Origin of the sequence: Eubacterium sp. MSJ-33, from assembly GCF_022174665.1 — a bacterium.
In the GTDB taxonomy this organism is placed as follows: domain Bacteria; phylum Bacillota; class Clostridia; order Lachnospirales; family Lachnospiraceae; genus Coprococcus_C.
Window position 1 is genome coordinate 599,059 of sequence record NZ_CP076562.1, and the last position, 25,390, is coordinate 624,448.

27 protein-coding genes are annotated in these 25,390 nt (G+C 37.3%); all 27 read left to right on the forward strand.

What is annotated here, in order from left to right; genetic code table 11:
* The first annotated feature begins 8 nt into the window (after positions 1-8).
* Complete coding sequence (radC, locus tag KP625_RS02730) at positions 9-698, forward strand: RadC family protein (protein WP_238299134.1); 690 nt, start codon at positions 9-11, stop codon at positions 696-698.
* Positions 695-1,549, forward strand: coding sequence for a rod shape-determining protein MreC (gene mreC / locus KP625_RS02735; protein WP_238299135.1), 855 nt, complete (start codon positions 695-697; stop codon positions 1,547-1,549). Before radC ends, mreC begins: the two co-directional genes overlap by 4 nt.
* A gap of 27 nt (positions 1,550-1,576) precedes the next feature.
* Positions 1,577-2,083, forward strand: coding sequence for a rod shape-determining protein MreD (gene mreD / locus KP625_RS02740; protein ID WP_238299136.1), 507 nt, complete (start codon positions 1,577-1,579; stop codon positions 2,081-2,083).
* 3 nt (positions 2,084-2,086) lie between these two features.
* Positions 2,087-4,927, forward strand: coding sequence for a penicillin-binding transpeptidase domain-containing protein (locus KP625_RS02745; RefSeq protein ID WP_238299137.1), 2,841 nt, complete (start codon positions 2,087-2,089; stop codon positions 4,925-4,927).
* 32 nt (positions 4,928-4,959) lie between these two features.
* Positions 4,960-5,427, forward strand: coding sequence for a septum site-determining protein MinC (locus KP625_RS02750; protein ID WP_238299138.1), 468 nt, complete (start codon positions 4,960-4,962; stop codon positions 5,425-5,427).
* 16 nt (positions 5,428-5,443) lie between these two features.
* Entirely contained in the window at positions 5,444-6,253 is an 810-nt protein-coding gene (minD, locus tag KP625_RS02755; protein ID WP_238299139.1) for a septum site-determining protein MinD, read from the forward strand.
* Positions 6,222-7,340, forward strand: a complete 1,119-nt coding sequence (locus KP625_RS02760; protein ID WP_238299140.1) for an FtsW/RodA/SpoVE family cell cycle protein — start codon at positions 6,222-6,224, stop codon at positions 7,338-7,340. Before minD ends, KP625_RS02760 begins: the two co-directional genes overlap by 32 nt.
* A 34-nt stretch (positions 7,341-7,374) precedes the next feature.
* Entirely contained in the window at positions 7,375-7,773 is a 399-nt protein-coding gene (locus KP625_RS02765; protein WP_238299141.1) for a methylglyoxal synthase, read from the forward strand.
* A gap of 7 nt (positions 7,774-7,780) precedes the next feature.
* Complete coding sequence (locus KP625_RS02770) at positions 7,781-8,770, forward strand: D-alanyl-D-alanine carboxypeptidase family protein (RefSeq protein ID WP_238299142.1); 990 nt, start codon at positions 7,781-7,783, stop codon at positions 8,768-8,770.
* Positions 8,771-8,782: 12 nt separating this feature from the next.
* Positions 8,783-9,202, forward strand: a complete 420-nt coding sequence (locus KP625_RS02775) for a twitching motility protein PilT (protein WP_238299143.1) — start codon at positions 8,783-8,785, stop codon at positions 9,200-9,202.
* A gap of 36 nt (positions 9,203-9,238) precedes the next feature.
* Positions 9,239-10,624, forward strand: coding sequence for an HlyD family efflux transporter periplasmic adaptor subunit (locus KP625_RS02780; protein WP_238299144.1), 1,386 nt, complete (start codon positions 9,239-9,241; stop codon positions 10,622-10,624).
* 25 nt (positions 10,625-10,649) lie between these two features.
* Positions 10,650-11,342, forward strand: coding sequence for a YggS family pyridoxal phosphate-dependent enzyme (locus tag KP625_RS02785; RefSeq protein ID WP_238299145.1), 693 nt, complete (start codon positions 10,650-10,652; stop codon positions 11,340-11,342).
* 16 nt (positions 11,343-11,358) lie between these two features.
* Positions 11,359-11,982 (forward strand): cell division protein SepF, encoded by a 624-nt coding sequence (locus KP625_RS02790; RefSeq protein WP_238299146.1) that lies wholly within the window; start codon positions 11,359-11,361, stop codon positions 11,980-11,982.
* Positions 11,983-12,003: 21 nt separating this feature from the next.
* Positions 12,004-13,215, forward strand: coding sequence for a DivIVA domain-containing protein (locus KP625_RS02795; RefSeq protein WP_238299147.1), 1,212 nt, complete (start codon positions 12,004-12,006; stop codon positions 13,213-13,215).
* A 36-nt stretch (positions 13,216-13,251) separates the two neighbouring features.
* Positions 13,252-14,367: a 3-dehydroquinate synthase gene (aroB, locus tag KP625_RS02800; protein ID WP_238299148.1), complete on the forward strand. Its 1,116-nt coding sequence runs from the start codon at positions 13,252-13,254 to the stop codon at positions 14,365-14,367.
* The gene (lspA, locus tag KP625_RS02805; RefSeq protein ID WP_238299149.1) at positions 14,345-14,935 is read left to right on the forward strand and encodes a signal peptidase II; all 591 of its coding nucleotides are present in this window, start codon (positions 14,345-14,347) and stop codon (positions 14,933-14,935) included. Before aroB ends, lspA begins: the two co-directional genes overlap by 23 nt.
* Before the next feature lie 21 nt (positions 14,936-14,956).
* A complete protein-coding gene (locus tag KP625_RS02810; RefSeq protein ID WP_238299150.1) occupies positions 14,957-15,874 on the forward strand; it encodes an RluA family pseudouridine synthase in 918 nt (305 codons plus the stop codon).
* A 177-nt stretch (positions 15,875-16,051) separates the two neighbouring features.
* Positions 16,052-17,806: a 1-deoxy-D-xylulose-5-phosphate synthase gene (locus KP625_RS02815; protein ID WP_238299151.1), complete on the forward strand. Its 1,755-nt coding sequence runs from the start codon at positions 16,052-16,054 to the stop codon at positions 17,804-17,806.
* A 679-nt stretch (positions 17,807-18,485) separates the two neighbouring features.
* Positions 18,486-18,761, forward strand: coding sequence for an acylphosphatase (locus KP625_RS02820; protein WP_238299152.1), 276 nt, complete (start codon positions 18,486-18,488; stop codon positions 18,759-18,761).
* 210 nt (positions 18,762-18,971) lie between these two features.
* Entirely contained in the window at positions 18,972-19,157 is a 186-nt protein-coding gene (locus KP625_RS02825) for a hypothetical protein (RefSeq protein WP_238299153.1), read from the forward strand.
* Positions 19,158-20,759, forward strand: a complete 1,602-nt coding sequence (locus KP625_RS02830) for a DNA cytosine methyltransferase (protein WP_238299154.1) — start codon at positions 19,158-19,160, stop codon at positions 20,757-20,759.
* A gap of 182 nt (positions 20,760-20,941) precedes the next feature.
* On the forward strand, positions 20,942-21,172 hold the full coding sequence (locus tag KP625_RS02835) for a hypothetical protein (RefSeq protein ID WP_238299155.1): 231 nt from the start codon (positions 20,942-20,944) through the stop codon (positions 21,170-21,172).
* Positions 21,173-21,235: 63 nt separating this feature from the next.
* On the forward strand, positions 21,236-23,110 hold the full coding sequence (locus tag KP625_RS02840; protein WP_238299156.1) for a hypothetical protein: 1,875 nt from the start codon (positions 21,236-21,238) through the stop codon (positions 23,108-23,110).
* The gene (locus KP625_RS02845; RefSeq protein ID WP_238299157.1) at positions 23,100-23,987 is read left to right on the forward strand and encodes a hypothetical protein; all 888 of its coding nucleotides are present in this window, start codon (positions 23,100-23,102) and stop codon (positions 23,985-23,987) included. The genes KP625_RS02840 and KP625_RS02845 overlap by 11 nt, the downstream gene beginning before the upstream one ends.
* A complete protein-coding gene (locus KP625_RS02850) occupies positions 23,984-24,730 on the forward strand; it encodes a DUF6339 family protein (protein WP_238299158.1) in 747 nt (248 codons plus the stop codon). The genes KP625_RS02845 and KP625_RS02850 overlap by 4 nt, the downstream gene beginning before the upstream one ends.
* Positions 24,731-24,843: 113 nt before the next feature.
* The gene (locus KP625_RS02855) at positions 24,844-25,122 is read left to right on the forward strand and encodes a DUF1653 domain-containing protein (RefSeq protein ID WP_238299159.1); all 279 of its coding nucleotides are present in this window, start codon (positions 24,844-24,846) and stop codon (positions 25,120-25,122) included.
* Positions 25,123-25,163: 41 nt separating this feature from the next.
* Entirely contained in the window at positions 25,164-25,379 is a 216-nt protein-coding gene (locus KP625_RS02860; protein ID WP_238299160.1) for an aspartate dehydrogenase, read from the forward strand.
* Positions 25,380-25,390: the final 11 nt, after the last annotated feature.

Below are 25,390 nucleotides of genomic sequence, written 5' to 3' on the forward strand. Positions count from 1 at the left end.
GAGCAATCATGCATATCTTAGTTAAAGATTTAGCCGTCTGTGAACGCCCATATGAAAAAGCTGAACGGTACGGCGTATCTGCACTTTCAGATGCAGAGCTGTTATCCCTGATTATGCGGACCGGCACAAAAAAGGCCAGTGTTCTGGATCTGGCAAATCAGGTATTAAATGCACACGAAACGCAAAAAGGATTACTCGGGTTACAGTTTCTGTTGCCACAGGAACTGACAAAAATCCCCGGTATCGGGAATATCAAAGCAATCCAGCTTCTTGCACTGGCTGAGATATCCAAACGGATGAATCTCGAACAATTACAAAAAAAGCTGGAATTTCATACTCCTGACACAATTGGAGCGTATTATAGAGAGAAGTGCAGATTTTTAACCATAGAAAAAACATTTTTATTGTTACTTACAAATGCGCATACTTTAATAAAAGAGATTGAACTATCGTCCGGAACAGTCAACCAGACCTATCTGTCACCAAGAGAGATATTCATACATGCACTCCGCTATGAAGCCGTGCATATCGTGCTGGTACATAACCATCCATCCGGGCGAGTCACACCGAGCGATACGGATATTCAATCCACATTACGCATCCGTGATGCCGGCAAGATGCTTGGCATTCAGGTTTCTGACCATATTATTGTTGCCGGAGATCAATATTTGAGTATGCTGGAGAGAGGCATTTTATGAGATTTGATAGAAGAAAAGATATTCATCCCAAATATCTGTTATTAGCATTTACGATTATTGGCATTCTTTTGATTATCGTATCCTATGCTGCTGCACCAAAAGTAGCGGGAATCAAACGATTCACAAGCAGACTGATCACCCCGATTCAGAAAGGAATCAATGAAATCGGACTGTGGACGGATTCCAAGATGAAAAATCTGAATGAAATCAAAGCCCTGACAGATGAAAACGCCGCATTACAGGCTGAGCTTGCCTCCTGTAAACAGGAGATTACAAATTATCAGAACAAGATGATAGAATTACAGGAACTGCGTGACCTTTATGCATTGGATGAATCCTACCCTGATTATGAAATGACTGCAGCACACGTTTTTGCAAAAGATTCTACTTCATGGTTTTCTACTTTTTATATTGACAAAGGTACAAAACACGGAATCAATAAAGGGGCCAATGTTCTATGCGGAGATGGACTTGCCGGAATCGTAACAGAAAGTTTTGATGATTATGCCAAAGTCCGTGCAGTGATTGATGATGATTCCAACATCAGTGCCAAAGTTATGCCTGCAAATGCACTTTGCACCGTAGAAGGCAACTTAAAGCTCTATGATAAAGGATATCTTCTTGTTGAAAATATTGACAAAGATGCAAATGTTTCTATCGGTGATAAAGTTGTTACCTCACCGATATCGGATCTGTATCATTCTGGTCTTATTATCGGCTATGTTACAAAGACCTCCTATGATACAAACAATCTGACAATGACCGCGTATATTACACCGGCTGTTGATTTTTCAAATATTACAGATGTGCTTGTGATCACTGCCGAAAAAAAGACAGTTCCGCATAACTAATTACAAGAGTAAGGGAAACACCACACTATGAAACATAAATTCAAACGAGCAATCACATTAGCGATTCTGATTGTCATAAATTTTGTATTACAATCTACCGTATTTGGTTTTCACAGTCTGAGTGTAGTCACTCCGAATCTGCTTCTGATTCTTACGATGTCCTTCGGTTTGATGCGGGGCAGAAAAGAGGGATTACTGGTAGGTGCATGCAGCGGCTTGCTTGTCGATGTCTTTTTCTCAAGCATCTTAGGACCGTATATGCTCTTATATATGTTTATCGGATATATCAACGGATTTTTCCACAAAAATTACATGATTGAAGACGTGTTACTTCCTTTAATTGTTATTATAGTGGATGATTTTCTGTTCAACACCATTATCTATATCATCCGTTTTCTGCTGAAAAACAAAACCGACTACGGTTCTTACCTCCTGCATGTAATTCTGCCGGAGATACTGTGTACAGCTTTATTGACTGTGCTGATCTACAAGCTTTATGTTGTGATCAATAAACGCCTGAAGGAAGATGAGTAATCTATGTTACGTGAGATATTACAATCAATTAAAGAAATTATCGTTGACTATGTAAAAAGCCGTCTGTTCCCGGTTACTGTTGTCGTGCTTGTCCTTTTTTCCATACTGATCCACCAGCTTTTCGTGCTTCAGATTAAAGAAGGGCAGGAGCATATGGAGAATTTTGTTTACAAGTCAAAAAAGACATTGACCATCGATTCTGTACGCGGAAATATCTATGACTGCAATGGTAATCTCCTTGCTTACAACGAGCTTTCCTACTCTGTAGTATTCAGCAATGATACCGCTCAGACTACTATGGCAAAAAAACTTGGTATCAGCGAAAATGAAACCAAAAACCAGATTGTCTCCAATACACTCTCTATATTAGAGAAAAACGGAGATTCTCTGACTTTGGACTTTCCAATCAAGCTTGATGCCAACGGAAATTATCAATATACAGTAAAAGATCAGCAGTTAAAGCTGTTTTTAAAGGATGTTTATGCACAGACTGATTTTGATAAGATGACAGATGCTCAGAAAAATTCTACTGCGGATGACATTATGAAATATCTGAATGAAAAAATATTCGATGTTGCAGATACCTATAGCAAAGAGGAAGCTTTAAAGATTGTTGCTGTCCGCTACAAGTTATGGATGAACCGGTATCAGCAGTATGTGCCTGTCACGATTGCTTATGATATCAGTGAGACGAGCAATGCTGCAATCACCGAACATGCAGATGAACTGCCTGGCATGTCTGTATCTGTAAAATCCCTGCGTCATTATAATGATGCCAAGTATTTTGCGCATGTCATCGGCTATATTGGTGCTATATCAGACGAAGAACTGAAAGATAGAAATGCTGATTTATCCGACAATGAAAAATATACGAACGAAGAAATGATCGGAAAAACCGGTATCGAACAGTATTGTGAATCCTATCTGCGCGGCACAAATGGTTCTGAAACCATGTATGTGGATAATCTTGGAAAAGTGATTGAAACTGTAGAATCGAAACCGGCAACTGCAGGAAATGATGTCTATCTGACCTTAGATCTGAATCTGCAAAAATACTGTTATGATACACTTGAGGATGAGATAACCTCTATTATATTGACATATCTGACACCTGCTTATAATGTTGTTGCAGAAGAAAATTCCAGTATTCCTATTACCGATGTATATTTCGGACTGTTCAACAATAATATTTTCTCTCTGGATCATATGCATGCAGACGATGCGACAGACACCGAAAAAGTAACTATATCGGCAATTGAAACACAGACCGAATCAACCATTAACCGGATTGACGACATTCTGACAACATCCTTTACACCACTTTCAGAACTGGATCAGACCTATCAGGATTATATGGAATATATTTGTGAGATTCTAAGTGAAAACGATATATTCCAATCTTCCATGATTGACAAAGAAGATCAAGAATTTATCGACTACACCAGCAATGTTACATCTCTGGAGCATTATCTGAAATATGCGATCAGCCAGGAGGCTATCGACATCTCCGCTTTGCAGGTAGAGAGCGATTATTATGATAATGACGAGATATATAATGCATTATGCGATTATATTATTGAATATTTGAAGCAAGACAGTGAATTCGACAAACTTGTTATTAAAGATATGTTAAAATCCGGAGAGATATCCGGAAATATGGTTGTACAGCTTCTATATGACCAGGGCGTCTTAAATGTAGACGGCGACACCGACTATCAGGAGTATTTAAACGGATCGTCTAGTGCCTATGATTTTATACGAAAGAAGATTCAAAGTCAGGAACTGACCCCGGCTATGCTGGCTCTTGATATCTGTTCCGGCTCTGCTATAGTGACGGATGTAAATACCGGTGATGTAAAAGCATATGTCAGTTATCCAAGTTATGATAACAATTATCTGACAAACGAAGTTGATACCGATTATTACAACAAACTGCTTGCAGATAAAACGACACCGCTTTACAACCGTGCCAGCCAGCAGCGTACCGCACCAGGCTCCACCTATAAGCCTCTTGTTGCAATCGCAGGCTTAACCGAAGGAGTCATCGATACAAGTTCTGTATATTATTGTAACGGATTGTTTGATAAGATTACTCCACCCGCAAAATGCTGGGGAAACAGTGCACACGGTGGTTTGAATGTCGTTGGAGGTATCCAGCATTCCTGTAACCTGTTTTTCTATAACCTTGGATATGATTTGGCAGCCAAGGATGGGAAATACAACGATGCATACGGTGTTGAGCGCATTCAGAAATACGCAGAACTTTTTGGACTTGGCGATAAATCCGGACTGGAATTACCGGAGATCGAACCACATATCTCAGACAACGATTCTGTGCGAAGTGCCATCGGTCAGGCAAAGAACACATATGCACCAATTCAGTTATCACGGTATGTAACGACTGTTGCAAACAGCGGTACCTGTTATAACCTGACATTAATCGACAAAGTGACCGATTACGAAGGAAATATCATATTGAATAATCAGGCAGAGGTAAAAAATACGGTGCAGCTTGCGAAATCTACATGGGACTCTGTCCATCAGGGTATGCGAAACGTAGTTGCTTATTCCGCAGGTTCCAACGAGCTTATCAATCAGATTAATGTAAATGTTGCCGGTAAAACAGGAACTGCGCAGGAGAGTAAGGTCAAACCAGACCACGCCTTGTTTGTTTCCTACGCCCCATACGAAGCACCAGAAGTATCTGTAACCTGTGTTATTCAAAATGGATATTCATCAGCAAATGCAAGAGAGTTAGCTGGCTTTATTTACGCATACATGTATGATCCAGACAAGCTTGTAGGTGCTGAAATGAGTGGTAACGCTGAACCATCTCAAGATTAGTCAAAGAGAGGTGTCGTATGATTAGTCCCGTTATGATGAAAGGTAACAAAGCGGGGATTCGACTGATTATATCGCCGGAAGCTACATTAAGCCAGGTAATTACCTGTCTGTCAGACAAGCTTCAAACGACCGGAAGATATTACTCGAACATAAAACCAATTACAGTTACCTTTGAAGGAAAAGATCTGACTGAGGACGAAAAAAAGCAAATTATTGATACACTGACAGAAAAAGGAATCCTTATAAGTAAAAAAAGAATTCCAGCAGAAAAACCAGCCCCAAAAACAATTCACCCGGATAAAAGCGGCCTGTTCTATATTGGCAGCTTAAAAAACGGACAGTCCATTCAGGCAGCTGCCAGTATTGTGATTGTTGGAGATGTAGAATCAGGTGCCAGTGTAGAATCCGAAGGAAATATTATCGTGATTGGAACATTGAGTGGTATCGCGATATCTGGATGCAAAGGGAAACCTGATACGTTCGTATATAGCCTGAAATAGACTGGGGGATTTTATCATGAGTGAAGTGATTGTTGTTACATCTGGAAAAGGCGGCGTCGGTAAGACAACTACGACCGCAAATATAGGATATGCACTGGCAAAGCATGGCTTTGAGGTACTGTTGATTGATACGGATATCGGACTTCGAAATCTGGATGTTGTTATGGGCCTTGAAAACCGAATTGTCTACAATCTGGTTGATGTAATCGAAGGAAACTGCCGTCATCAGCAGGCAATCATCCGGGACAAGCAGTGTGATACATTATCACTTCTGCCTGCCGCACAGACAAGAGATAAAACCGCTGTATCACCGGAACAGATGGTCAAGTTGATTTCTCAGTTAAAGCCTGACTATGATTACATAATCATTGATTGTCCGGCCGGCATTGAGCAGGGGTTTAAAAACGCCATTGCCGCAGCCAAACGTGCCATCGTTGTAACGACACCGGAAGTATCCGCAATCCGTGACGCAGACCGAATCATCGGCATATTAAATGCAAATGAGATTCCACGCATTGATCTGGTTGTAAACCGTGTTCGTTCTGATATGGTAAAACGGGGAGAGATGATGTCTGTGGAAGATGTCGTAGAAATTCTTGGTGTCAATCACATCGGAAGTGTCTATGATGATGAAAATATTGTTATTTCAAGCAATCGTGGTATTCCGATTGCAACCAGAAACTGCGCAGCAGGAAAAGCATATGAACACATTGCTCTGCGAATCTGCGGTCAGGATCTCGCAAAAGAAGAAAAACGAAGCCGACTATTCGGCTGGATAAAAAAGAAGGATAAAGATGTTCACAAGATTCAGTCTCAAAGACTATAATTTCAAATTACTGATTACTGTTATCATTGCAATGATTTGCGGTGTTGTTATGATTAACAGTGCCGACAGTTCATTTACTTTAAAACAATGTATTGGTGTTGTTTTATCTGTCATCATCATGGTTGTTGTATCTTTATTTAACTATGATTTTGTCTGCCGGTTTTATCGTGCATTTTTTATTATCAATGCAATTATATTACTTTTGGTATTATTATTCGGTGTAGAGGTAAATTTTGCTAAAAGATGGCTTATGATCGGTGGAAGTGGCGGAATCCAGTTCCAGCCGTCTGAGTTTTCCAAGATCCTCATGATTTTATTTACGGCAACCTTTCTGGATAAACTCAAAGAAGATAAAAAAGTCAATACTTTAAAAGGTCTGTGTCTGTTTGCACTTCTTATTGGCTTTTCACTGGCACTGATTGTTTGTGAACCGGACCTGTCAACAACAATCTGTCTGGCCATGGTTCTTATCACGATGTTATATCTGGCAGGACTCAGTTATAAAATCATTGGAATTGCATTGCTTATATTTATCCCACTTGCCGGAAGCTTTCTATGGTATATCCAGCAACCGGACCAGCACTTATTGCGCCAATACCAGGTAAACAGAATTTTGCAGTTCGTCTATCCGGGACAGTATGGCTCTGATTATACGCAGCAAAATAATTCCGTTATGGCAATTGGTTCCGGACAGCTTAACGGAAAAGGCTTAAACACTTCAACGATTGCTACAGTCAAGGACGCAAATTTCATTTCCGAGCAGCAAACAGACTTTATTTTCTCTGTAATCGGAGAGGAACTTGGTTTCATTGGAAGTGTAATAATTATTGCAATTCTACTGTTAATAGTGTTACAATGTATTCATGTAGCGAGAAATGCAAGAGATTCAAAAGGTATGCTGATTGCAGCAGGTATGGGCTGTCTGATTGCATATCAGACTTTCATCAATATTGCCGTAGCAACCGGTGTTATACCAAATACCGGCCTACCGCTTCCGTTTATCAGTTATGGGCTCAGTTCGTTGCTCAGCATTTCGGCGGGAATCGGAGTTGTATTGAATATTAGTATGCAAAAAACAAGCTACTAGGGAAAACTATAATGTTACTTAAGGAGAACCGTACATGAACATCGGTTTAATCGCACATGATGCGAAGAAAAAATTAATGCAGAATTTCTGTATCGCTTATCGGGGGATTATGTCACATCATGAACTTTATGCCACCGGAACAACCGGACGTATGATTGAAGAGGTTACCAATCTGAATGTCCATAAGTTTCTTGCAGGGCATACCGGCGGAGAGCAGCAGCTCGGTGCTATGATTGAAAGTAATGATCTGGACATGATGATTTTTTTGCGCGACCCACAGACAAAGAAGAGCCACGATGTGGATATCAATAACATTTTTTCTTTATGTGATATTCATAATATTCCACTTGCAACCAATCTGGCAACTGCGGAGCTTCTGATTAAAGCGCTGGATCGGGGCGATCTGGATTGGCGCGAGCTTTTTAAGCATTAATGAGATTATGCATAGCAAATATTTAACAAGAAATTTAATAACACTTATACTTCTGGTGCTGTTTTGTTCGATTGTCTGTATTGTCAATAATCATGTAAAGGCGGCATATCCAAATTCAGATTCCGCCACTTATGTGATTGATGCATTGGTTCACCAGTCCGACAAAGTTGATTTCAAACAGGAAGATGCAATTGTTTATCCGGATGCAGATATACAGGCATCCTTATTTCCGGACAGCTATTATACATTGTTAATAGATGAGACTGATCAGACAGTACTTGCTGCAAAGAATACACATCAGCGCATGTATCCGGCCAGTATGACAAAAATGATGACGGCAATCGTTGTTGCTGACGCGATTGAAGCAGGCACGATTTCATTGGATGACATGGTGGAGATTACCCAGAACTATGACTTATCTGCGCAAGATGTTCCACCCAGCCAGTTACATCGTGGATATACGATCAGCGTCAAAAACCTCCTATATGGTCTTATGCTTGAATCGAACAATTATTATGCATTGTATTTAGCTGAGTATGTCGGCGGAACAGTTTCCGGCTTTTGCGACATGATGAATGCAAAAGCCCAGCAGATTGGTGCTACGAATACACATTTTGTAAATCCGCATGGCTTAGATGATCCCAACCATTATTCTACTGCCTATGACATGTACCTTATCATAAAAGAAGTCCACAGCCATCCGGTTCTCACAGACATAGATGGCTTTGATACATATACTTATTCGTACTATGATACAAATGGTCTAGAAATCGAGACAGAATCGACAGCAACAAACCTGTTTATCACCGGTAATGTAGCTCTTCCGGCCACATTCCAGATTGAAGCGTGGAAAACAGGAACTACCAGTGGTGCCGGCAACTGTCTTGCCATGTATCTGACAAAAGGCGGTAAAGAATATGTAGTTGTCGCATCATCCGGCAAATCAAAAGAGGACTTATATGATTCAATCATACGTTTATTATGTTTAACAGACTAAGGAGGACATGACATGCTGGAATTAATTATTGGAGCAAAAGGTAACGGTAAAACAAGGAAGATGGTAGAAAGAGCCAATAACGAAAGCAAACGTTCAAGCGGTTCAATTATTTATATTGATAAGAGCAACAAGCATATGTACGAGCTTTCCAATATTATTCGTCTTGTGAATCTTCATGAGTACGATATCCAGACTCCGGATGCTTTTATGGGGTTTATTCAGGGATTGATCTCTTCAAACCACAATCTGACACACATTTTTTTGGATAACTTTATGATGATGTGTAATATTGAAGCAGATGAATTAGAATCTGCACTGAATGAGATTGATAAGATTTCTGAAAAATATAATGTTACATTTGTTATCAGTACAGCAGTGGAAGAATCCATGTTACCAGCAAATTATGTCGGAAATGTTGTCTGCAAGCTATAAGTAATATACAATAACAGATATATATCAGGTAATACTATGAAACAGCAAAACCAACAACGTATTATACAACTGAATAAAGAAATCCGCGCAAACGCTGCAACTATTGTAATTGCAGCGGTTTTGCTGTATGTAGTTATCAGTGTGTTTATGTCTCTTGGGAAAAAAACAGTTCCGATCTACCAGGTATGTAAAGGGGATGTCAGCAATAATTTTACATTGCAAGGACTTGCAATCCGCGATGAAGTGATTGTAAATACATCTGCCTCCGGCTATATCTGTTACTACATATCCGATGGTGAAAAAGTAAAAAAGAATTCTACTGTTTGCACGATTGATCAGACCGGTGAAATCTATAACACACCACAGGAAAATAACGATTCATATAACAACATTTTGTCAAATGAAGACTATAAAAATATCCGATCTCTGATTTCATCCTACAAATTATCCTACAGCGATGTAACCTTTTATAATGCATACAGTTTCGAAACAAATGCCAATAACCGGGTATTTGAATTGACCAATGAATCAAAAATGCAGCAGAGTGGTACATCCGGCAACAGTATTTCTGCCGTTCATGCACCGGACAGTGGACTTGTCACTTATTATATTGATGGATATGAGAATTATCAGATTTCAGAGAATATTCATGCCTCCGACTTTGATAAAGCCGGCTACGATAAAACGGCAATGAAATCCGGTGATTACGCAGAAGCCGGCAACACAGTTGTGAAGATTATTCCATCGGAACAGTGGAATATTGTTGCACCGTTGACAGAAGAGCAGGTTTCCGAATTAGATGGTCGGTCTTATGTTACATTCCGCATCAACAATTCCAGTTTCAAGATTACGATGCCTTTTACAATTATACAAGGAACTGATGGAAAGTACATCAACATTGCAATTGATAAATACCTTTCCAATTTTTTATCGGAACGTTTTGTGAATGTAGAAATTATTCAGTCAGATGAGAGTGGTTTGAAGATTCCTTCATCCGCACTTGTAGAAAAAGGTGTCTACAAAATTCCTATCGGATATCTGTCTTCAAACATCAATGCCTCGAACGAAAACAGGCTCCAGATACAGAGGATAGATACGAACGGAAATCAATCCATCCAGCAGATACGTCCGATTATCTATATGATTGATGATAAATACGCCTATATCGATCCGGAAGGAATCGAAGATTCTGATGTATTAATGAATGTCAATACGAACAACACAATTGCAGCATCCCTCCTGGAGTTAGAACCTCTTACCGGTGTATATTTTGCCAATCAGGGAATTGCAGAATTCCGAAGAGTTACTATTATAAAAACAATCGATGAATTTGTTCTGATTAAAGGAGATGAAGAGTTAAAAGCTTATGACAATATTATACTTGACTCCGATAGTGTCTCCGAAAATCAGCTCATATATTAAATAATCAGGAAAGGTCTTGATAAAAATGCTATACGAAAATTATGAAAAAGTTGTTGAAAATGTAAAAAAAGCCTGTGAACGTTCCGGACGTAATTTTCAAGATGTCACGATCATCGCAGTGAGCAAAACAAAACCATTATCCGATGTGGAAGAGCTTCTTGCACATGGAATAACCGAATTTGGTGAAAACAAAGTACAGGAGATGGTTGACAAATACGAACATGTATCAAAACCCGTAAACTGGCATTTAATCGGCCACCTTCAAACAAACAAAGTAAAATATATTGTAGATAAAGCATGTCTGATTCACAGTGTGGACTCTGTTCATCTTGCAAAAGAGATTGAAAAAGAAGCAGCAAAGAAAGATGTTGTCGTAAAGGTGCTTATTGAAGTCAATATTGCTCAGGAAGAAAGCAAATTCGGTATTCGAGAAGATGAAGTATACTCTCTGATTGATGCAATCAAGGATATGCCGCATGTACATGTGATGGGGCTCATGACAATTGCTCCTTTTGTGGATAATCCTGAAGAAAATCGTGTTTATTTCCGCAAAATGCATCAATTATTGCTTGACATAAAATCCAAATGCATTGATAATGTTGACATGAATGTTTTATCAATGGGAATGACCAATGATTATGAAATTGCCGTCGAAGAAGGTGCTACGATGATTCGTGTCGGAACCGCCATATTCGGTGCGCGAAATTATAACATATAGTAAGGAGAATAAGGTTATGGCAAAGGATGCAGGTAAAAAGAGTTTTCTTGATTTTTTTAAAGTCAAAAACATAGATGATGATGACGACGAATTCGATGATGATCTGTTTGACGAAGATGATTACGATGACGATGATGACGACTATGATGATGTACAACCATCCCGTGTAAAATCAAAATCATCTTTCGGTAAGACAACCGCTCGTTCAGCTGCTTCATCCAAATACGAAGCAGCCACACAGCAGCCTACAGCTTCCCATAAAAGTCAGGCTGTAAGTTCATCAAGCGGAAAACTTGTAGATTTTAAGGACTCACAAAGACAGTCCTATAGTCGCAGCTCTGATTTCCGCAGCCGAAGTGAAGTATTTGTAATCAAGCCACAGGAAACCGATGAAGCACAATCTGTAATTGATTTTCTGCGTGCAAATAAAACAATTGTGATAAATATAGAGGGATTGGATGTCTCTGTTGCACAACGTATAATCGATTATGTCGGTGGTGCCTGCTATGCAATGGGTGGATCTCTAAATGTTGTATCTTCTAATATATTTATTGCCACACCACAGGATATTGAAGTATCCGGAGATTTGAGAGAGGAACTGGTTAGTCAGGACGCCCTGACACCATACGTACAATACTAAACGAATAGGGGGGTTGAAAAGTTGCTTACACCAGTTGATATTCAACAGAAAAAATTTCATGTCGGATTGGGTTACGACAAGAAAGATGTAAACACATTTTTTGACAGTGTTTCAGAAAGCTATGAGGATTTGTATCGTTCGAATGCGGAGTTAAAAGAGAAGGTCTCCATATTAAATGATACATTGCAGAATTATCGTTCCAAAGAATCGCATCTTGAAAAAAGTTTAAAACGTGCGGAGAAGGATACTGTAGAAACAATTTCCAATGCTACCAAAGAGGCAAAAGGGATTCTTCGAGATGCAAAGATTCAGGCAAATAATATTGTCGCAGACGCAGAGAAACGCTTAGAGCGCCTGGAAGACGAAATAGCATTATTAGAGGCCAAATACACCGCGTACAAATCAAATTTCTGTTCTCTGATTCAAAAACAGTTTGAGTTTTTAGGTGAACAGGATTTCGATCCATCTTCCATGATTGATGATCGCGCCTGGGCGTTAATGGGTGGTGAAGAAAAACAGACCTCTTCATCTGTATCGGATGGATTCGGTGCTTACACAGGTGATCCACAAATGCGTGATGAATCTACATTAGGTGGTTTCGGCAGTGGTGATACAACCAGCACAAGTGCGGTCTATACACAGAGTTTAAGTGCCGGTGAGAATTTCGTAGATCCTTTCAAACCGAAGGATCAGAAGGATTATAATCCATTTGATGCAAAAAATAAGAATACAGAAGAGAAAAAATCCACTTTAAAAGTAGCTAATTCTGCTGAAGAACGTAAAAAGATGAAGCGTGCAACTGTCGGTAGTTCTGAAGCTGCGGCTGCTATGCAAAAAGCAAAAGAAGCAGCTCAAGCAAAGCCGGAATCAAAACCACAAACAAAACCGGATATAAAACCGGAACCTGCTTCACGTTCTGAAGTAAAACAAGAATCAAAGCATAAAGCTGTAGCACCTGAGGTAAAACAAGAGCAAAATACGGAACCTGTAGTATCTGAAGTAAAACCAGAGTCAAAACCGGAACCTGAGAAAAAAGTGGAATCAGTAGATGAGATTCCGACTATTTTATCTCATTTATCAGAATCTACGGATGATAAAGATGATACAATTGCTGAGGATCATACAGAAAGTATCGAAGGTGAGGTAGAAGAAAAGAAAAACGGTCCAGCACTCATCGGAGAAGGTGACGACGAGGACACTGAAACCGATAATGACGGTTTTGAATTTATCTAATCAAATATCGTATTACATACAGAAAGAAGAGTTACCATGAAGAATTTAACTGTACATCTTGATGATAAGCCAATCTATGATATCGTTTATGAAGAAGGCTTTGATGCCCTTTCCGATATGATTCAGAAACTTGGCTACAGTAACCGTAAGATCTGTGTGGTATCCGAAAGTCATGTAGCATCCTTATATTTGGATGCTATATTGCTTTCTATCAAAGATGCCTGCACATATACAACCTCCTTTGTTTTTCCAGAAGGGGAAGCAAGTAAGAATCTCGATGTTGTTCGAAATCTATACACGCATTTAATTGAAGAGAAATTTGACCGCAACGATGTATTAATTGCACTCGGCGGTGGAGTCGTAGGAGATCTGACCGGATATGCAGCCGCCACCTATCTGCGGGGAATTGATTTTATACAGATTCCAACCAGTCTTTTATCCCAGGTTGATTCCAGCATTGGCGGAAAAACCGGTGTGGATTTTGATTCTTATAAAAATATGGTTGGTGCATTCCATATGCCTAAACTTGTGTATATGAATCTATCTGTTCTGAAAACGCTCTCAAACCGACAGTTTTGTTCTGGTATGGGTGAAATCATCAAACATGGGCTCATAAAAAACGCACCATATTTTACATGGTTAAAGGAAAACGAATCAAAGATTGCATCTCTTGATCTTCAAACAGTCGGAGAGATGATCTATGAGAGTAATATCGTCAAGAAAAATGTTGTAGAGAATGATCCAACAGAAAAAGGAGAGCGTGCACTTCTTAATTTTGGACATACACTCGGACATGCTATCGAAAAATACATGAACTTTGAATTTCTTCATGGAGAATGCGTCTTTATCGGATGTGCTCTGGCAAGTATTATTTCTTATAAAAAAGGGAATATTACCGAAGCAGAGCTGCGTGATATATTACACAGCATGAAACCATATCATGTACCGAAGTTACCAGCAGATGCTGATTTGAAGAAAATTATCTCCTATACCAAAAACGACAAAAAAGCTATTGGTGGAAAAATTAAATTTATTTTATTAGAGACAGTCGGTCACGCTTATATCGATATGGATGTAAGCGATGAAGACATGCTTCTTGCATTAAAAGAATTACAGGAACGATATCAAGATGAATACGAAACAAAAAATTAAAATTTATATAATACCGATACTCTGCATTGGCTTGCTGGTTGCATTTGATCAGGTTACAAAGCTTATGGTACGTGGCTCCTTTGCTCTACATGAATCCCGTCCGCTGATTCAAAATGTATTCCATCTGACATACATTCAAAACACAGGAATTGCCTGGGGAATGTTTAAAAATGGCAGAATTATATTTCTGATTCTGACGATTGCTATATTACTTGTCTGTGCTTGCGTCTATGCAAAACTACCACAGAGCAAACGATTTTTGCCATTGCGCATCTGTCTGGTAGTCCTTGTGTCCGGAGCCATCGGAAACATGATTGATCGCATCTATCTGCATTACGTAGTAGATTTCTTCGATTTCCGGTTAATCAATTTCCCGATTTTCAATGTTGCAGACATCTATGTAACTGTCAGTATGATCGTATTGATTCTGCTGTGTGCATTTTACTACCACGATCATGAGATTGATGCATTATTTTCTAAATCAGAGTCTAAAACATCCCATCACGAGCAAGAAGATGGGAACGATACTTTTGTAGAAACCGACTCAGATTCAAAAAAGACAACATAAAAAAGATTAAGATAATATATAATGGAAACCTTCGAATTCAAGATTGAAACAGCCTCCACAGAAATAGGCATGCGATTGGACAAATATCTGACAGAACAGATTTCTGACCAATCGCGTTCATATATCCAGAAGCTGTTAGATGATAATTTCATACTGGTAAACGGCAGATCTGCCAAGTCTAATTACAAGCTACGGACAGGCGATACAATCTCAGTAGAAATCCCCGAAGCAGAAGAATTGGATATCGAACCAGAAGACATCCCTCTTGATATCGTATATGAAGATGCAGATATCATCGTCGTAAATAAGCCAAAGGGAATGGTTGTGCACCCAGCGCCGGGACATACAAGCGGAACTCTCGTCAGTGCTTTGATGTATCATTGCAAAGATTCCCTATCTTCGATCAATGGAGTATTACGACCAGGTATCGTACATCGGATTGATATGGATACAACAGGGCTTTTAGTTGCCTGCAAAAGCGATCAGGCCCATCGCATTTTATCTGACAAGTTTAAGATACACGATATTCACAGAATCTATACAGCAATTGTCTATAACCAATTTACAACAGACGAGGGAACGATTGACAAGTCAATTGCCAGACACAAAACCGACCGCAAGAAGATGGCAATTGACCCAAACGGCAGACATGCGGTCACACATTACCGTGTAATTGAACGATTAAAGCAGAACTTTTCACTTGTGGAATGCGAGCTTGAAACCGGTCGGACACATCAGATCCGTGTGCATATGGCAAGCATCAATCATCCGTTGCTCGGAGATGATGTTTATGGTCCAAAGCAGAAGCCATTTACCACACAGGGACAGGTATTACACGCAGGAGTACTTGGATTTGAACATCCAATCACCGGAGAATATATGGAATGGCATGCAGAACTTCCGGACTATTTTCAGAATATACTAAAGAAACTTCGATAGATGGATTTATTTAAAAATCTGACAGATTGAATGGGCATTTAAGCTGTTAATTTTATATTTTTTACTTGACCTAAAGCTAAGTTTAGGTTGTATAGTATACATAAAAAGGATGAATAAAGATAGTTTTCATCCTTTTTATAAATTACACAATAGGAAAAATCAGGAGGTACAAACGTTATGTACATTGAGAAAATCAACGGTCCGGATGATGTGAAGAAGCTTTCAGGAGATGAACTTACAAGTTTGGCTGCTGAAATACGGCAGGCCCTCTTAAAACGCGCCAGCATCCACGGCGGACATTTTGGTCCAAACTTCGGTATGGTAGAAGCAACGATTGCTTTGCACTATGTATTTGAATCTCCGAAGGATAAATTTGTATTTGACGTATCACATCAGACCTACCCACACAAGATGCTTACAGGAAGGAAAGACGCCTACCTCTACGAGGATCATTACGACGATGTATCCGGCTACAGCAATCCGGAAGAAACCGACCATGACCATTTCATAATCGGTCATACATCTACCTCTATCAGCCTGGCATGTGGTCTGGCAAAGGGACGTGATGTTCGGGGTGAGAACGGAAATGTAATTGCAATCATCGGTGATGGCTCTTTGAGTGGTGGTGAAGCATTAGAGGGTTTGGATTTTGCTTCTGAACTGCAAAGCAATTTGATCATCGTTGTGAACGATAACGATATGTCAATCGCAGAAAATCATGGTGGACTATATCAGAACTTAAAACTCCTGCGCGAGACAAACGGCCAGGCTGAATGTAACCTTTTTAAGGCGATGGGGCTTGACTATGTGTATGTTCATGAGGGAAATGATATTCAGTCGTTAATCAAGGCGTTTGAGAGCGTCAAGGACAGTACAAAACCAGTCGTGGTACATATTCGTACTCTGAAAGGAAAAGGCTACAAGCTCGCCGAAACACACAAGGAAGAGTGGCACTGGCATCTGCCATTTGATATCGAGACCGGAGAAGTAATTGCTGATTTCGGTGGAGAAGATTATTCAAGCGTTACCTGTGATTATCTGATGAAAAAAATGAAAGAAGATCCAAGCATTGTGACGATCACATCCGCTACACCAACCGTTATGGGCTTCACAGAAGACAAACGCAAAGAAGCAGGCAGACAGTTTGTGGACGTTGGAATCGCAGAGGAAACAGCAGTGGCTCTCGCTTCCGGTATTGCGAAAAGCGGCGGCAAGCCAGTCTACGGCGTATACAGCACATTTATCCAGAGAACCTATGACCAGTTGGCGCAGGATCTGTGTGTAAATGGCAATCCGGCTACAATCCTGACTTTCTCTGCATCGATTTACGGGATGAACGATGTCACACACCTTGGCATCTATGACATTCCTATGATGGCAAATATCCCTGGTCTTGTCTACCTCGCCCCAACAACAAAGGAAGAATATCTTGCCATGTTAGACTGGAGCATCGCACAGACAGAGCATCCGGTAGCGATCCGCGTACCAGGCGGCGCATTTGTCTCCGATGGTAAGACAGTCACAAAAGACTTCTCAAAGCTGAACAAATATGAGATTACAAAGCAGGGCAACAAGGTTGCTATCATCGGTCTTGGCTCGTTTTACGGACTTGGTGTGGAAGCAGCAGAAGCATTAAAAGCAGAAACCGACATCGAAGCAACCATTATCAATCCATATTACATTACCGGTCTCGATTCGGCAATGCTCGAAGACTTGAAGGCAAACCACGATGTCGTCATCACACTCGAAGATGGAATCTTAGATGGTGGTTTTGGTGAGAAGATTGCTCGTTTCTATGGAGCATCTGATATGAAGGTATTAAACTTCGGTATCAAGAAGGAATTCTTAGATCGCTATGATGTAAACGATGTTCTGAAGGACAACCACCTGACTGTGGAGCAGATTTTAGATGATGTGAAGAAGTGTCTGTAATCTGTAACTATCTGTGATCAGATTATGGATGCTATTAGGATGTATAATAGAATATATTTGAAACACTTTTTGTTATAACTAACGATATGCGCTGAAAGAGATAATCATTTCTAATTTTTTTGGAATGATTATCTCTTTTTATATGCACATATTATTAATTTATTGGCTACATTTATTATTTACAATTTAGTTATCGACAGCTTCTTACAGATTATCTGATGGTAAATTTGAGTTCTCTTATACCTATTCCATTGCAACCATATAGGAAATGTCTTATAATTACATTATTATAGATTATGAAACGAAAAACCGACAGAAAAACACACTCTGGAAACTAATTGATACATCATGGAACAAAAGTGTGTGTATGAGAGAAGAAATAAGTAGAAAAACACATATTGTGTGTTTTCAGAATAAAAATAAAGCAAAATAACACACCTGGGAATCTAATTGATACATCATGGAACAAAAAGTGTGTGTATGAGACAAGATAATAGGTAAAAAACACATATTATGTGTTTCTAAAATATAGAGTAAGTAAAAAAACACACCCGGAAACTAATCGATACATCATAGAACTAAAAGTGTGTGTTTGAGACAAGAAATAAGTAGAGAAACACATATCGAGTGTTTTCAGAATATAAAGTAAGCAAAAAAACACATATAAACGGAGAACAACATGTCAGATATCATCAGAAAACATATTATATTTCACGGAAATGTACAAGGTGTCGGCTTCCGGTACTATTCCGAGCACAAAGCAAACCAGCTTAGGCTTACCGGCTGGGTGAAGAACCTGTATAACGGTGATGTCGAGATGGAAGTGCAGGGATCAGAAGCAGCCATTGATGAGCTGGTCGCATTCCTCGCCGGACGTCGATTTGTCCAGATCACAGGGATGGATGTCAAGAAACTGGATGTGGTGGAAGATGAACGGAGTTTTGGGATTGATTAATCCTCATCCAAAGATAATTTCAACCACACGCAAGCAGTCGCGTATCTGTTATGGATATGCGGCTTTATTGTATTTATGAATTCATAAATCAAATAAATGTTAATTTTAGTAAGATACTTATTATTCTATTTATCCAAATGTTTTTTCCACTATGTTTGAGTTTTTTTCCCCTCTATGTTAAAATGTACATTATTCGAGGAGGAAATCATAATGAGAAATAAACGCTGGAGATACACAGGAAAAATATGCAACAATGTATTCCAAGACTCTATAAAAAAAATGATAATGTTCAAAAATATGCTAGTCTACAACCTTGTTATTAAATGGAAATCTATAATTAATGAATGGCTCCACAAGCAAAGTGGTCTATCACTCAAAGAAAGAGAGGCTATATAAATGCTAAAAACAATTGACTTATTTGCCGGTGCTGGTGGTTTAAGTCTTGGTTTTGAAATGACTGGCAAATTTCAAATTCTCGCCGCTGCTGAAATAAATAAAAATGCTCAAGCTACATACAAAAAAAACTTAGTAAATTCAAAAAATAATTTTGTTTTTATAGATAATGTTCTCGGATATGATTTTTCTGCATTAAATAATTCTTTAGGCGGAATTGATGTTGTAATTGGTGGTCCTCCGTGTCAAGGTTTTTCAAATGCAAATAGGCAAAAGAACCATCTCATTAGCATGAACAATTCTCTTATTAAAGAGTTTTTTAGGGCAATAAAAGAAATTAAGCCCAAAGCCTTTATTATGGAAAATGTTAGTATGCTTAGGTCAAATACTCATAGATTTTATGAATCAGAAAAGGATTACAATGAAATAAACCAACTTATAAAAAACGGATTTAACATTCCGAAAAGGAAAGACACTATATACATAAGCAATCAATTATTTGAGAACATAGATTATACACAAATAGAAAATGAAAATTTAGAGCATTTCACCATCCCTGCAGAATTACTACATTTATTAAGTGTATTAAATAAAAATATCAGTAAACAAGACCGTCTAATAAAATATATAAATAACAATGGCGAAAAAATTATTAAACAAATTACAACCTTATTAAATTCACAACAAAATATATATGATTTTTTAGATGAATCAATTATTAATAGACTTGTTGTTATAAATGAATCAATTAGCAAAAACAACATTGTCTCCAAAACACAAGAAATATCTTATATTGTCAACTTACAAAAAATGATTTCAACTATTAAGGAAATTAAAAGTAATAAATTAATTGGTCATTTCAGCGTTGATAAAAATGGTTTTTTAATTTACAACGTAAATTCATATTCGGTTATTGATTATATAAATGCTATTCTTGGCGGTGAATATATCCAAGTCGGCAATACCGTAAATGCCAAATGGTTTGGTGTTCCACAAGAACGAAAAAGATACATTGTCATGGGAATAAAAAATGATTTATATCATAATATTGAACCACAATTACCTACAAAACCAGAGAAATTAAAAAATATTACTGTCGGAGATGCAATAATGGATTTGTCCACATACACTGCTGGTTACGAAAAAGACTTTCCTGAGATTCCATATAATAAAAACGACACACTTAGCGAATATGCAAAATTAATGAGAGCTGGATGTAATTCTATCAAAAACCATATTACTACAAAATCAACAGTTACCGCTAAAGAACGATTCAAAAAAATAATGCAAGGGAAAAATTTCCATAGTCTTTCCGATGAAATGAAATCAACTTATTCAAAACCGGAAAGAACTCAAAACACTATTTATTTAAGACTAAATCCAAACGAAGCATCTGGTACTGTTTGCAATGTAAGAAAATCAATGTGGATACATCCAACATTGAATCGCGCAGTAACAATAAGAGAAGCAGCAAGATTACAGTCATTTCCTGATTCTTTTGAATTTGTTGGAACTAAAGATTCACAATTTCAACAGGTTGGAAATGCTGTTCCACCTTTACTTGCCAAAGGAATAGCCGATAACCTTCTTAAATACTTATCATAATCTTTATCCGCAACTAATGTTGCGGATTTTTTGCAATATTTGTTTTTTATTACATATATTTTTACAATAATGTTGACATTTTCTTTTTCTGAGATATATAATATACATATCTTATATATTCAAAAAATATTCTTATTTATATATTAGATTTATTAATAAAGTATTAGAAAGAGGATTGATATATGATGGAATCTAAAAGAGAAAAATTTGTTAGACTTGCTGAAGCTCGAACGAATAAAACAATAAAAATGCTTCAGTTAATTGGAAATTTGTCAGATAGGCGCTCATATGAATATTCAGATAAAGACATATCAGTTATTTTCAATACAATTGAAAAAGAATTAAAAATTTCACGTCAAAAATTTGAAACCTCTAGCTTGAATAAAAATAATACTTTTAAGCTAGGTACATGAAATATTTTTGTAAAAAATTCATTGAAAACAAAACTTTATTAATTAACAAAGGAGGGATAAGAAATGGATTGGTTTTTTCCAAAAAACGATGGAGGACAGTTCCATGGTATAGGTGATTCTGGAATAGATTTATTTAAGGGAGAGCCTGTCAAATCATTAACACGAGAAATTTGTCAAAATTCAATTGATGCTGGTACAAGCGAAGAACCTGTAAAAATTCAATTTGATTTATTTCGAATGGACTCTCATAATATTCCAGGCTATCAAAATCTAAAATATTTTTATGATAAAGCAAATACTTTTTGCCAAAAACAAAAATTTGTTAAAGCGTTAAAATATTTTGAAAAAAGCATCCCCATACTCAATGCATCACAAATTGATGTTCTAAGGATTAGTGATTTTAATACTTCCGGTTTACCTGGTGCTACAACTGCAAATAGTAATTTTACATCCCCTTGGTTTCGCTTAGTAAGATCTGTAGGATCGTCAGATAAAGTCGATGGGGCAATCGGTTCTTACGGAAGTGGGAAAATGGCTACATTTAGTTGTTCAGATATACAAACGGTATTTTATAATACATATGTTGAAAATGAATGCGAAGCACACCAGGGTGTCACAAAATTAATCGGTTTTCTTGATGAGGAAAACCATTTATATTCAGATATCGGTTATTACTGTGAGGAATTATCTATGCCGATTCTTTCTCAACTTAAACTAGAGGATAATTATATCAGAAAAACGCCTGGAACTGATATCTATATTATTGGCTTTAAGTTTAGCAAAGATAATTGGAAAAAAGACCTTATTACTTCTGTATTAGACGGATTCTTTTATGCAATTCAAGAAAATCACTTAATAGTAGAAGTTGGTAACACTACAATAAACAGCCAAGAATTACCTAGGCTAATAGAAGAATACAAAAATGATATCGATGACAAAACATATGACTATTATCGCATAATGACATCTGGCAAAGCAACTACACGTTCTTATTCCTTACTGGAAAATAATGATGTAGAAATAAGCATGCTAGTTGAGTCTGGCTATCATAAACGAGTAGCTATAATAAGATACCCAGGGATGAAAATTTTTGATAAAGGTAATATTTCAACGACTGTTCCATTCTCTGGTATCTGTGTAATAAAAGGAACTGAAATATCAAAATTACTTGGTGGACTAGAAAATATTCAACATAACAAATGGGAATTGTCAAGATATGATAATTCCGATTTAAAAAACGCAGCAAGAAAGCAAAGAGATGCATTATACAATGAGCTTCAAAAATTATTTAAGGAATTGCGTGGACAGGACTCAGAAGGGGAGATTGATCCCCATATTGGTGACTGCCTTCCTGACCTTTTTTCAAAAACAGAAGAAATACAACAAACATTAACAGATGAAATATTGGAAATAAGCCAAACAAAAGAATTAAAGGTTGTTCCCCCTAGCAATGTAGATATAAAAAACGAAGATGGTGAAACATCCAGTCATGGTGATTCAAAACAGGGAACAAGCGGTGGCGAACGTATGCATGAGCATAAAACTGGTCCAAAACCTGGTTCAGAACCAGGTCCTGGACCGGGTGAACTCCCAGGCTCTAATCCACCATTGATAGATCAATCTGGAGAAGCAGAAAGCATTAGATCCATTCACTCAAATATACATTTTAGGCCAATTGACATTTTAAGTGGAAAATATGAAATAACCATTTCTACCAGACAAGATATCATTGATGGTATTATTTACATTAACATTGGCGCAGAAAACGGAGCATATAACGCATTCATAAAATCAGCATCCATTAATGGGATTCCATTAAAAACACATGGTGCAAAGATAGAAGGCATAAATATTAGTAAAGGCGCAACAACTACTCTAAATGTAACAATTGACTATTCAGATATATGTTCTTTGGAGGTGAGAGTATATGGACATTAAATATAGGCTTTACCCATATCCTGTATTGGCAGAATTTAATGACAGTTATTTAAATGCAGAATTTAAAGTAAAGGCGGAGATACTCCGTGACGGTTTTGATTTATTAATAAACGTAAATGCGTTACTTACAGATTCCAAGTTACAAGAATTAATATCATGTGGAAAGGCAACATTTCTTTATCATGTTGAATGTTCTAGAACTGGGTATCGAGAAATATTTGAAACAGATTGCAACGAATATAAAATAATTACAAAAGGCACAAAGATATCTGGAGAATTACATTTTTGTCCATTTATCGTTGCAAAGGAAACTCTCACAAATTATCAAAGCATAAACTTTAATCCATATTATTCAAGTCCAATTCCCAAAATAGAGAAAGGCGGTTTATTAGCAATAGGGAAGCAGCATAATTGGCAGATTGAAAAAAGCGTACATGATCTCTTGAATAGTTCATCACCATTCAGAATTTTGAAAAATATGGATGGTAGTCAATATCATATGGTAATCGAATATGCAAGCGAAGAAAGAATAAAAATTAAATTAAATGAAAAAGATTTTGCCCTATTCCGTTCAATGTCCAATGATTCAAAATTGCATGATATTTTAAATTCAGCAATTGTTTTTCCTGCTTTGCTTTATGTTTTAAGTGAATTACAAAAAATGGATCATGAAAGCATTGAATCAAATTTTGGAAATCTATCATGGTTTAAATCAATTCAAGAAGCTCTTAATAAAAATTTTAATAAAAATATATTCATGATAGATAACGAAGATATTTATGAATTGGCACAAAAAATGCTAAAAACACCAATAAATAATGCACTAGAAAACCTTGCCAACCTAGGTTGCAATAACAATGAAGAGGAGGACAAATGATACTTCAGATTTTAGATATTGATAGTTTGAATCTACTTAAAGATAAAGCGTGTATAACATTGTGCTTAAATAAATACAAAAATTACAATAACAATAGTTGGATTCAAGATGTTTGTGGAAAAAATCCATTTATTAATACTAAATATACAGATTTACCAGAAATAATCTTTGACATGTCAAAAGACAAACCAATTGATACAGACTTTGAAAATGTTAAAAGAGTTTATGATACATTAAACTTTTTATCTGATTCTAATGCATCCGAAGAAAGATTATGGGCAGCATTATGTTTAGGATCTGGATATAATTATGTGCAATATAGATGGCCCACACAAACTGTTGAAAATGTATTACAACACTATTTCTTCGGATTCGGAGGCAGAAGATCCTTAAACCGTAATGCAATTGCAAGACTTTGGTGGATAGGTAGACTAACTTATGATAAAGAGCGCAAAGACCATTACGAATTAACAAAATTTGTATGCAATCATTCTGATTACATAATGCATTTCATGGAAAGAAATACATCCAATAATATCCACATCTTAAGACCTTTTATTGAGGCGATAATGGATGCTCACACTAAAGGATATAATATAAATACCGATGATGTAGGTTTTTTATCAAAGTATCTTAATCAGCTTGGTGGAATGTATATCCTCGATTTCGTATCAGAGGATTGGATAAAAAATAAAATTTCAAAGAAAATAGAATCATTAAAAAATATTAATACAATTATATAATAAATTGGAAATTAATATTAATAATGAATAAAAAGTTGATTGTAAAAGTAAGCTTGTTATTCAAAATATTAATAGTTGAAAAATTATTTTGTATGTGGAAAGGATGTTAATTTATGCATAATTTTACCATCGGTGCCATCGTGCGCCATTTCAAAAGAGAATATATTACCGATCCGCACTCAGCCGAATATCTCTACAAGATATTAGCATTTGCTTCCCACACAGAGACAGGAGAGAAGCTTGTGATCTATCAGGCACTTTATCCTCCATACAAAACGTGTGCGCGTCCATATGACATGTTTATAAGCGAAGTGGATCATGTGAAATACCCTAATATCAAGCAGAAATATCGTTTTGAAGTAATTGAAACTGACCTTTTTCCACAAGCATAATAGGGTATATAATGACTCAATCTCTCACAAAGGAGCCCACCATGAAACTTTTCCACAAAAAATCACACACCACCTACAACCCAGCCGAGAAAACACCTGTCATCAAATGCAGTATCTGCACAGGAGAGCAGGTGGCTGGATTTCAGGATAATGCAACAAAAGCATTTGAAGATATTATGTTGATACAGGATGCTTCCGATCTTGTACATTTCCGGGAGATGTATGGTATAATCGAAGATATTAAGAAGATTTATTAAGGAACTACAAG

What these genes read in the sequence shown, in the direction of transcription:
- KP625_RS02855 (WP_238299159.1), top strand. Translation starts at nt 24,844, where the DNA reads ATGCATAATTTTACCATCGGTGCCATCGTGCGCCATTTCAAAAGAGAA.
- minD (WP_238299139.1), top strand. Translation starts at nt 5,444, where the DNA reads ATGAGTGAAGTGATTGTTGTTACATCTGGAAAAGGCGGCGTCGGTAAG.
- KP625_RS02785 (WP_238299145.1), top strand. Translation starts at nt 10,650, where the DNA reads ATGCTATACGAAAATTATGAAAAAGTTGTTGAAAATGTAAAAAAAGCC.
- KP625_RS02820 (WP_238299152.1), top strand. Translation starts at nt 18,486, where the DNA reads ATGTCAGATATCATCAGAAAACATATTATATTTCACGGAAATGTACAA.
- KP625_RS02845 (WP_238299157.1), top strand. Translation starts at nt 23,100, where the DNA reads ATGGACATTAAATATAGGCTTTACCCATATCCTGTATTGGCAGAATTT.
- aroB (WP_238299148.1), top strand. Translation starts at nt 13,252, where the DNA reads ATGAAGAATTTAACTGTACATCTTGATGATAAGCCAATCTATGATATC.
- KP625_RS02835 (WP_238299155.1), top strand. Translation starts at nt 20,942, where the DNA reads ATGATGGAATCTAAAAGAGAAAAATTTGTTAGACTTGCTGAAGCTCGA.
- KP625_RS02810 (WP_238299150.1), top strand. Translation starts at nt 14,957, where the DNA reads ATGGAAACCTTCGAATTCAAGATTGAAACAGCCTCCACAGAAATAGGC.
- KP625_RS02830 (WP_238299154.1), top strand. Translation starts at nt 19,158, where the DNA reads ATGCTAAAAACAATTGACTTATTTGCCGGTGCTGGTGGTTTAAGTCTT.
- KP625_RS02765 (WP_238299141.1), top strand. Translation starts at nt 7,375, where the DNA reads ATGAACATCGGTTTAATCGCACATGATGCGAAGAAAAAATTAATGCAG.
- KP625_RS02770 (WP_238299142.1), top strand. Translation starts at nt 7,781, where the DNA reads ATGCATAGCAAATATTTAACAAGAAATTTAATAACACTTATACTTCTG.
- KP625_RS02775 (WP_238299143.1), top strand. Translation starts at nt 8,783, where the DNA reads ATGCTGGAATTAATTATTGGAGCAAAAGGTAACGGTAAAACAAGGAAG.
- mreC (WP_238299135.1), top strand. Translation starts at nt 695, where the DNA reads ATGAGATTTGATAGAAGAAAAGATATTCATCCCAAATATCTGTTATTA.
- KP625_RS02825 (WP_238299153.1), top strand. Translation starts at nt 18,972, where the DNA reads ATGAGAAATAAACGCTGGAGATACACAGGAAAAATATGCAACAATGTA.
- KP625_RS02860 (WP_238299160.1), top strand. Translation starts at nt 25,164, where the DNA reads ATGAAACTTTTCCACAAAAAATCACACACCACCTACAACCCAGCCGAG.
- mreD (WP_238299136.1), top strand. Translation starts at nt 1,577, where the DNA reads ATGAAACATAAATTCAAACGAGCAATCACATTAGCGATTCTGATTGTC.
- KP625_RS02760 (WP_238299140.1), top strand. Translation starts at nt 6,222, where the DNA reads ATGTTCACAAGATTCAGTCTCAAAGACTATAATTTCAAATTACTGATT.
- KP625_RS02815 (WP_238299151.1), top strand. Translation starts at nt 16,052, where the DNA reads ATGTACATTGAGAAAATCAACGGTCCGGATGATGTGAAGAAGCTTTCA.
- KP625_RS02790 (WP_238299146.1), top strand. Translation starts at nt 11,359, where the DNA reads ATGGCAAAGGATGCAGGTAAAAAGAGTTTTCTTGATTTTTTTAAAGTC.
- KP625_RS02850 (WP_238299158.1), top strand. Translation starts at nt 23,984, where the DNA reads ATGATACTTCAGATTTTAGATATTGATAGTTTGAATCTACTTAAAGAT.
- KP625_RS02745 (WP_238299137.1), top strand. Translation starts at nt 2,087, where the DNA reads ATGTTACGTGAGATATTACAATCAATTAAAGAAATTATCGTTGACTAT.
- lspA (WP_238299149.1), top strand. Translation starts at nt 14,345, where the DNA reads ATGAATACGAAACAAAAAATTAAAATTTATATAATACCGATACTCTGC.
- KP625_RS02840 (WP_238299156.1), top strand. Translation starts at nt 21,236, where the DNA reads ATGGATTGGTTTTTTCCAAAAAACGATGGAGGACAGTTCCATGGTATA.
- KP625_RS02780 (WP_238299144.1), top strand. Translation starts at nt 9,239, where the DNA reads ATGAAACAGCAAAACCAACAACGTATTATACAACTGAATAAAGAAATC.
- radC (WP_238299134.1), top strand. Translation starts at nt 9, where the DNA reads ATGCATATCTTAGTTAAAGATTTAGCCGTCTGTGAACGCCCATATGAA.
- KP625_RS02750 (WP_238299138.1), top strand. Translation starts at nt 4,960, where the DNA reads ATGATGAAAGGTAACAAAGCGGGGATTCGACTGATTATATCGCCGGAA.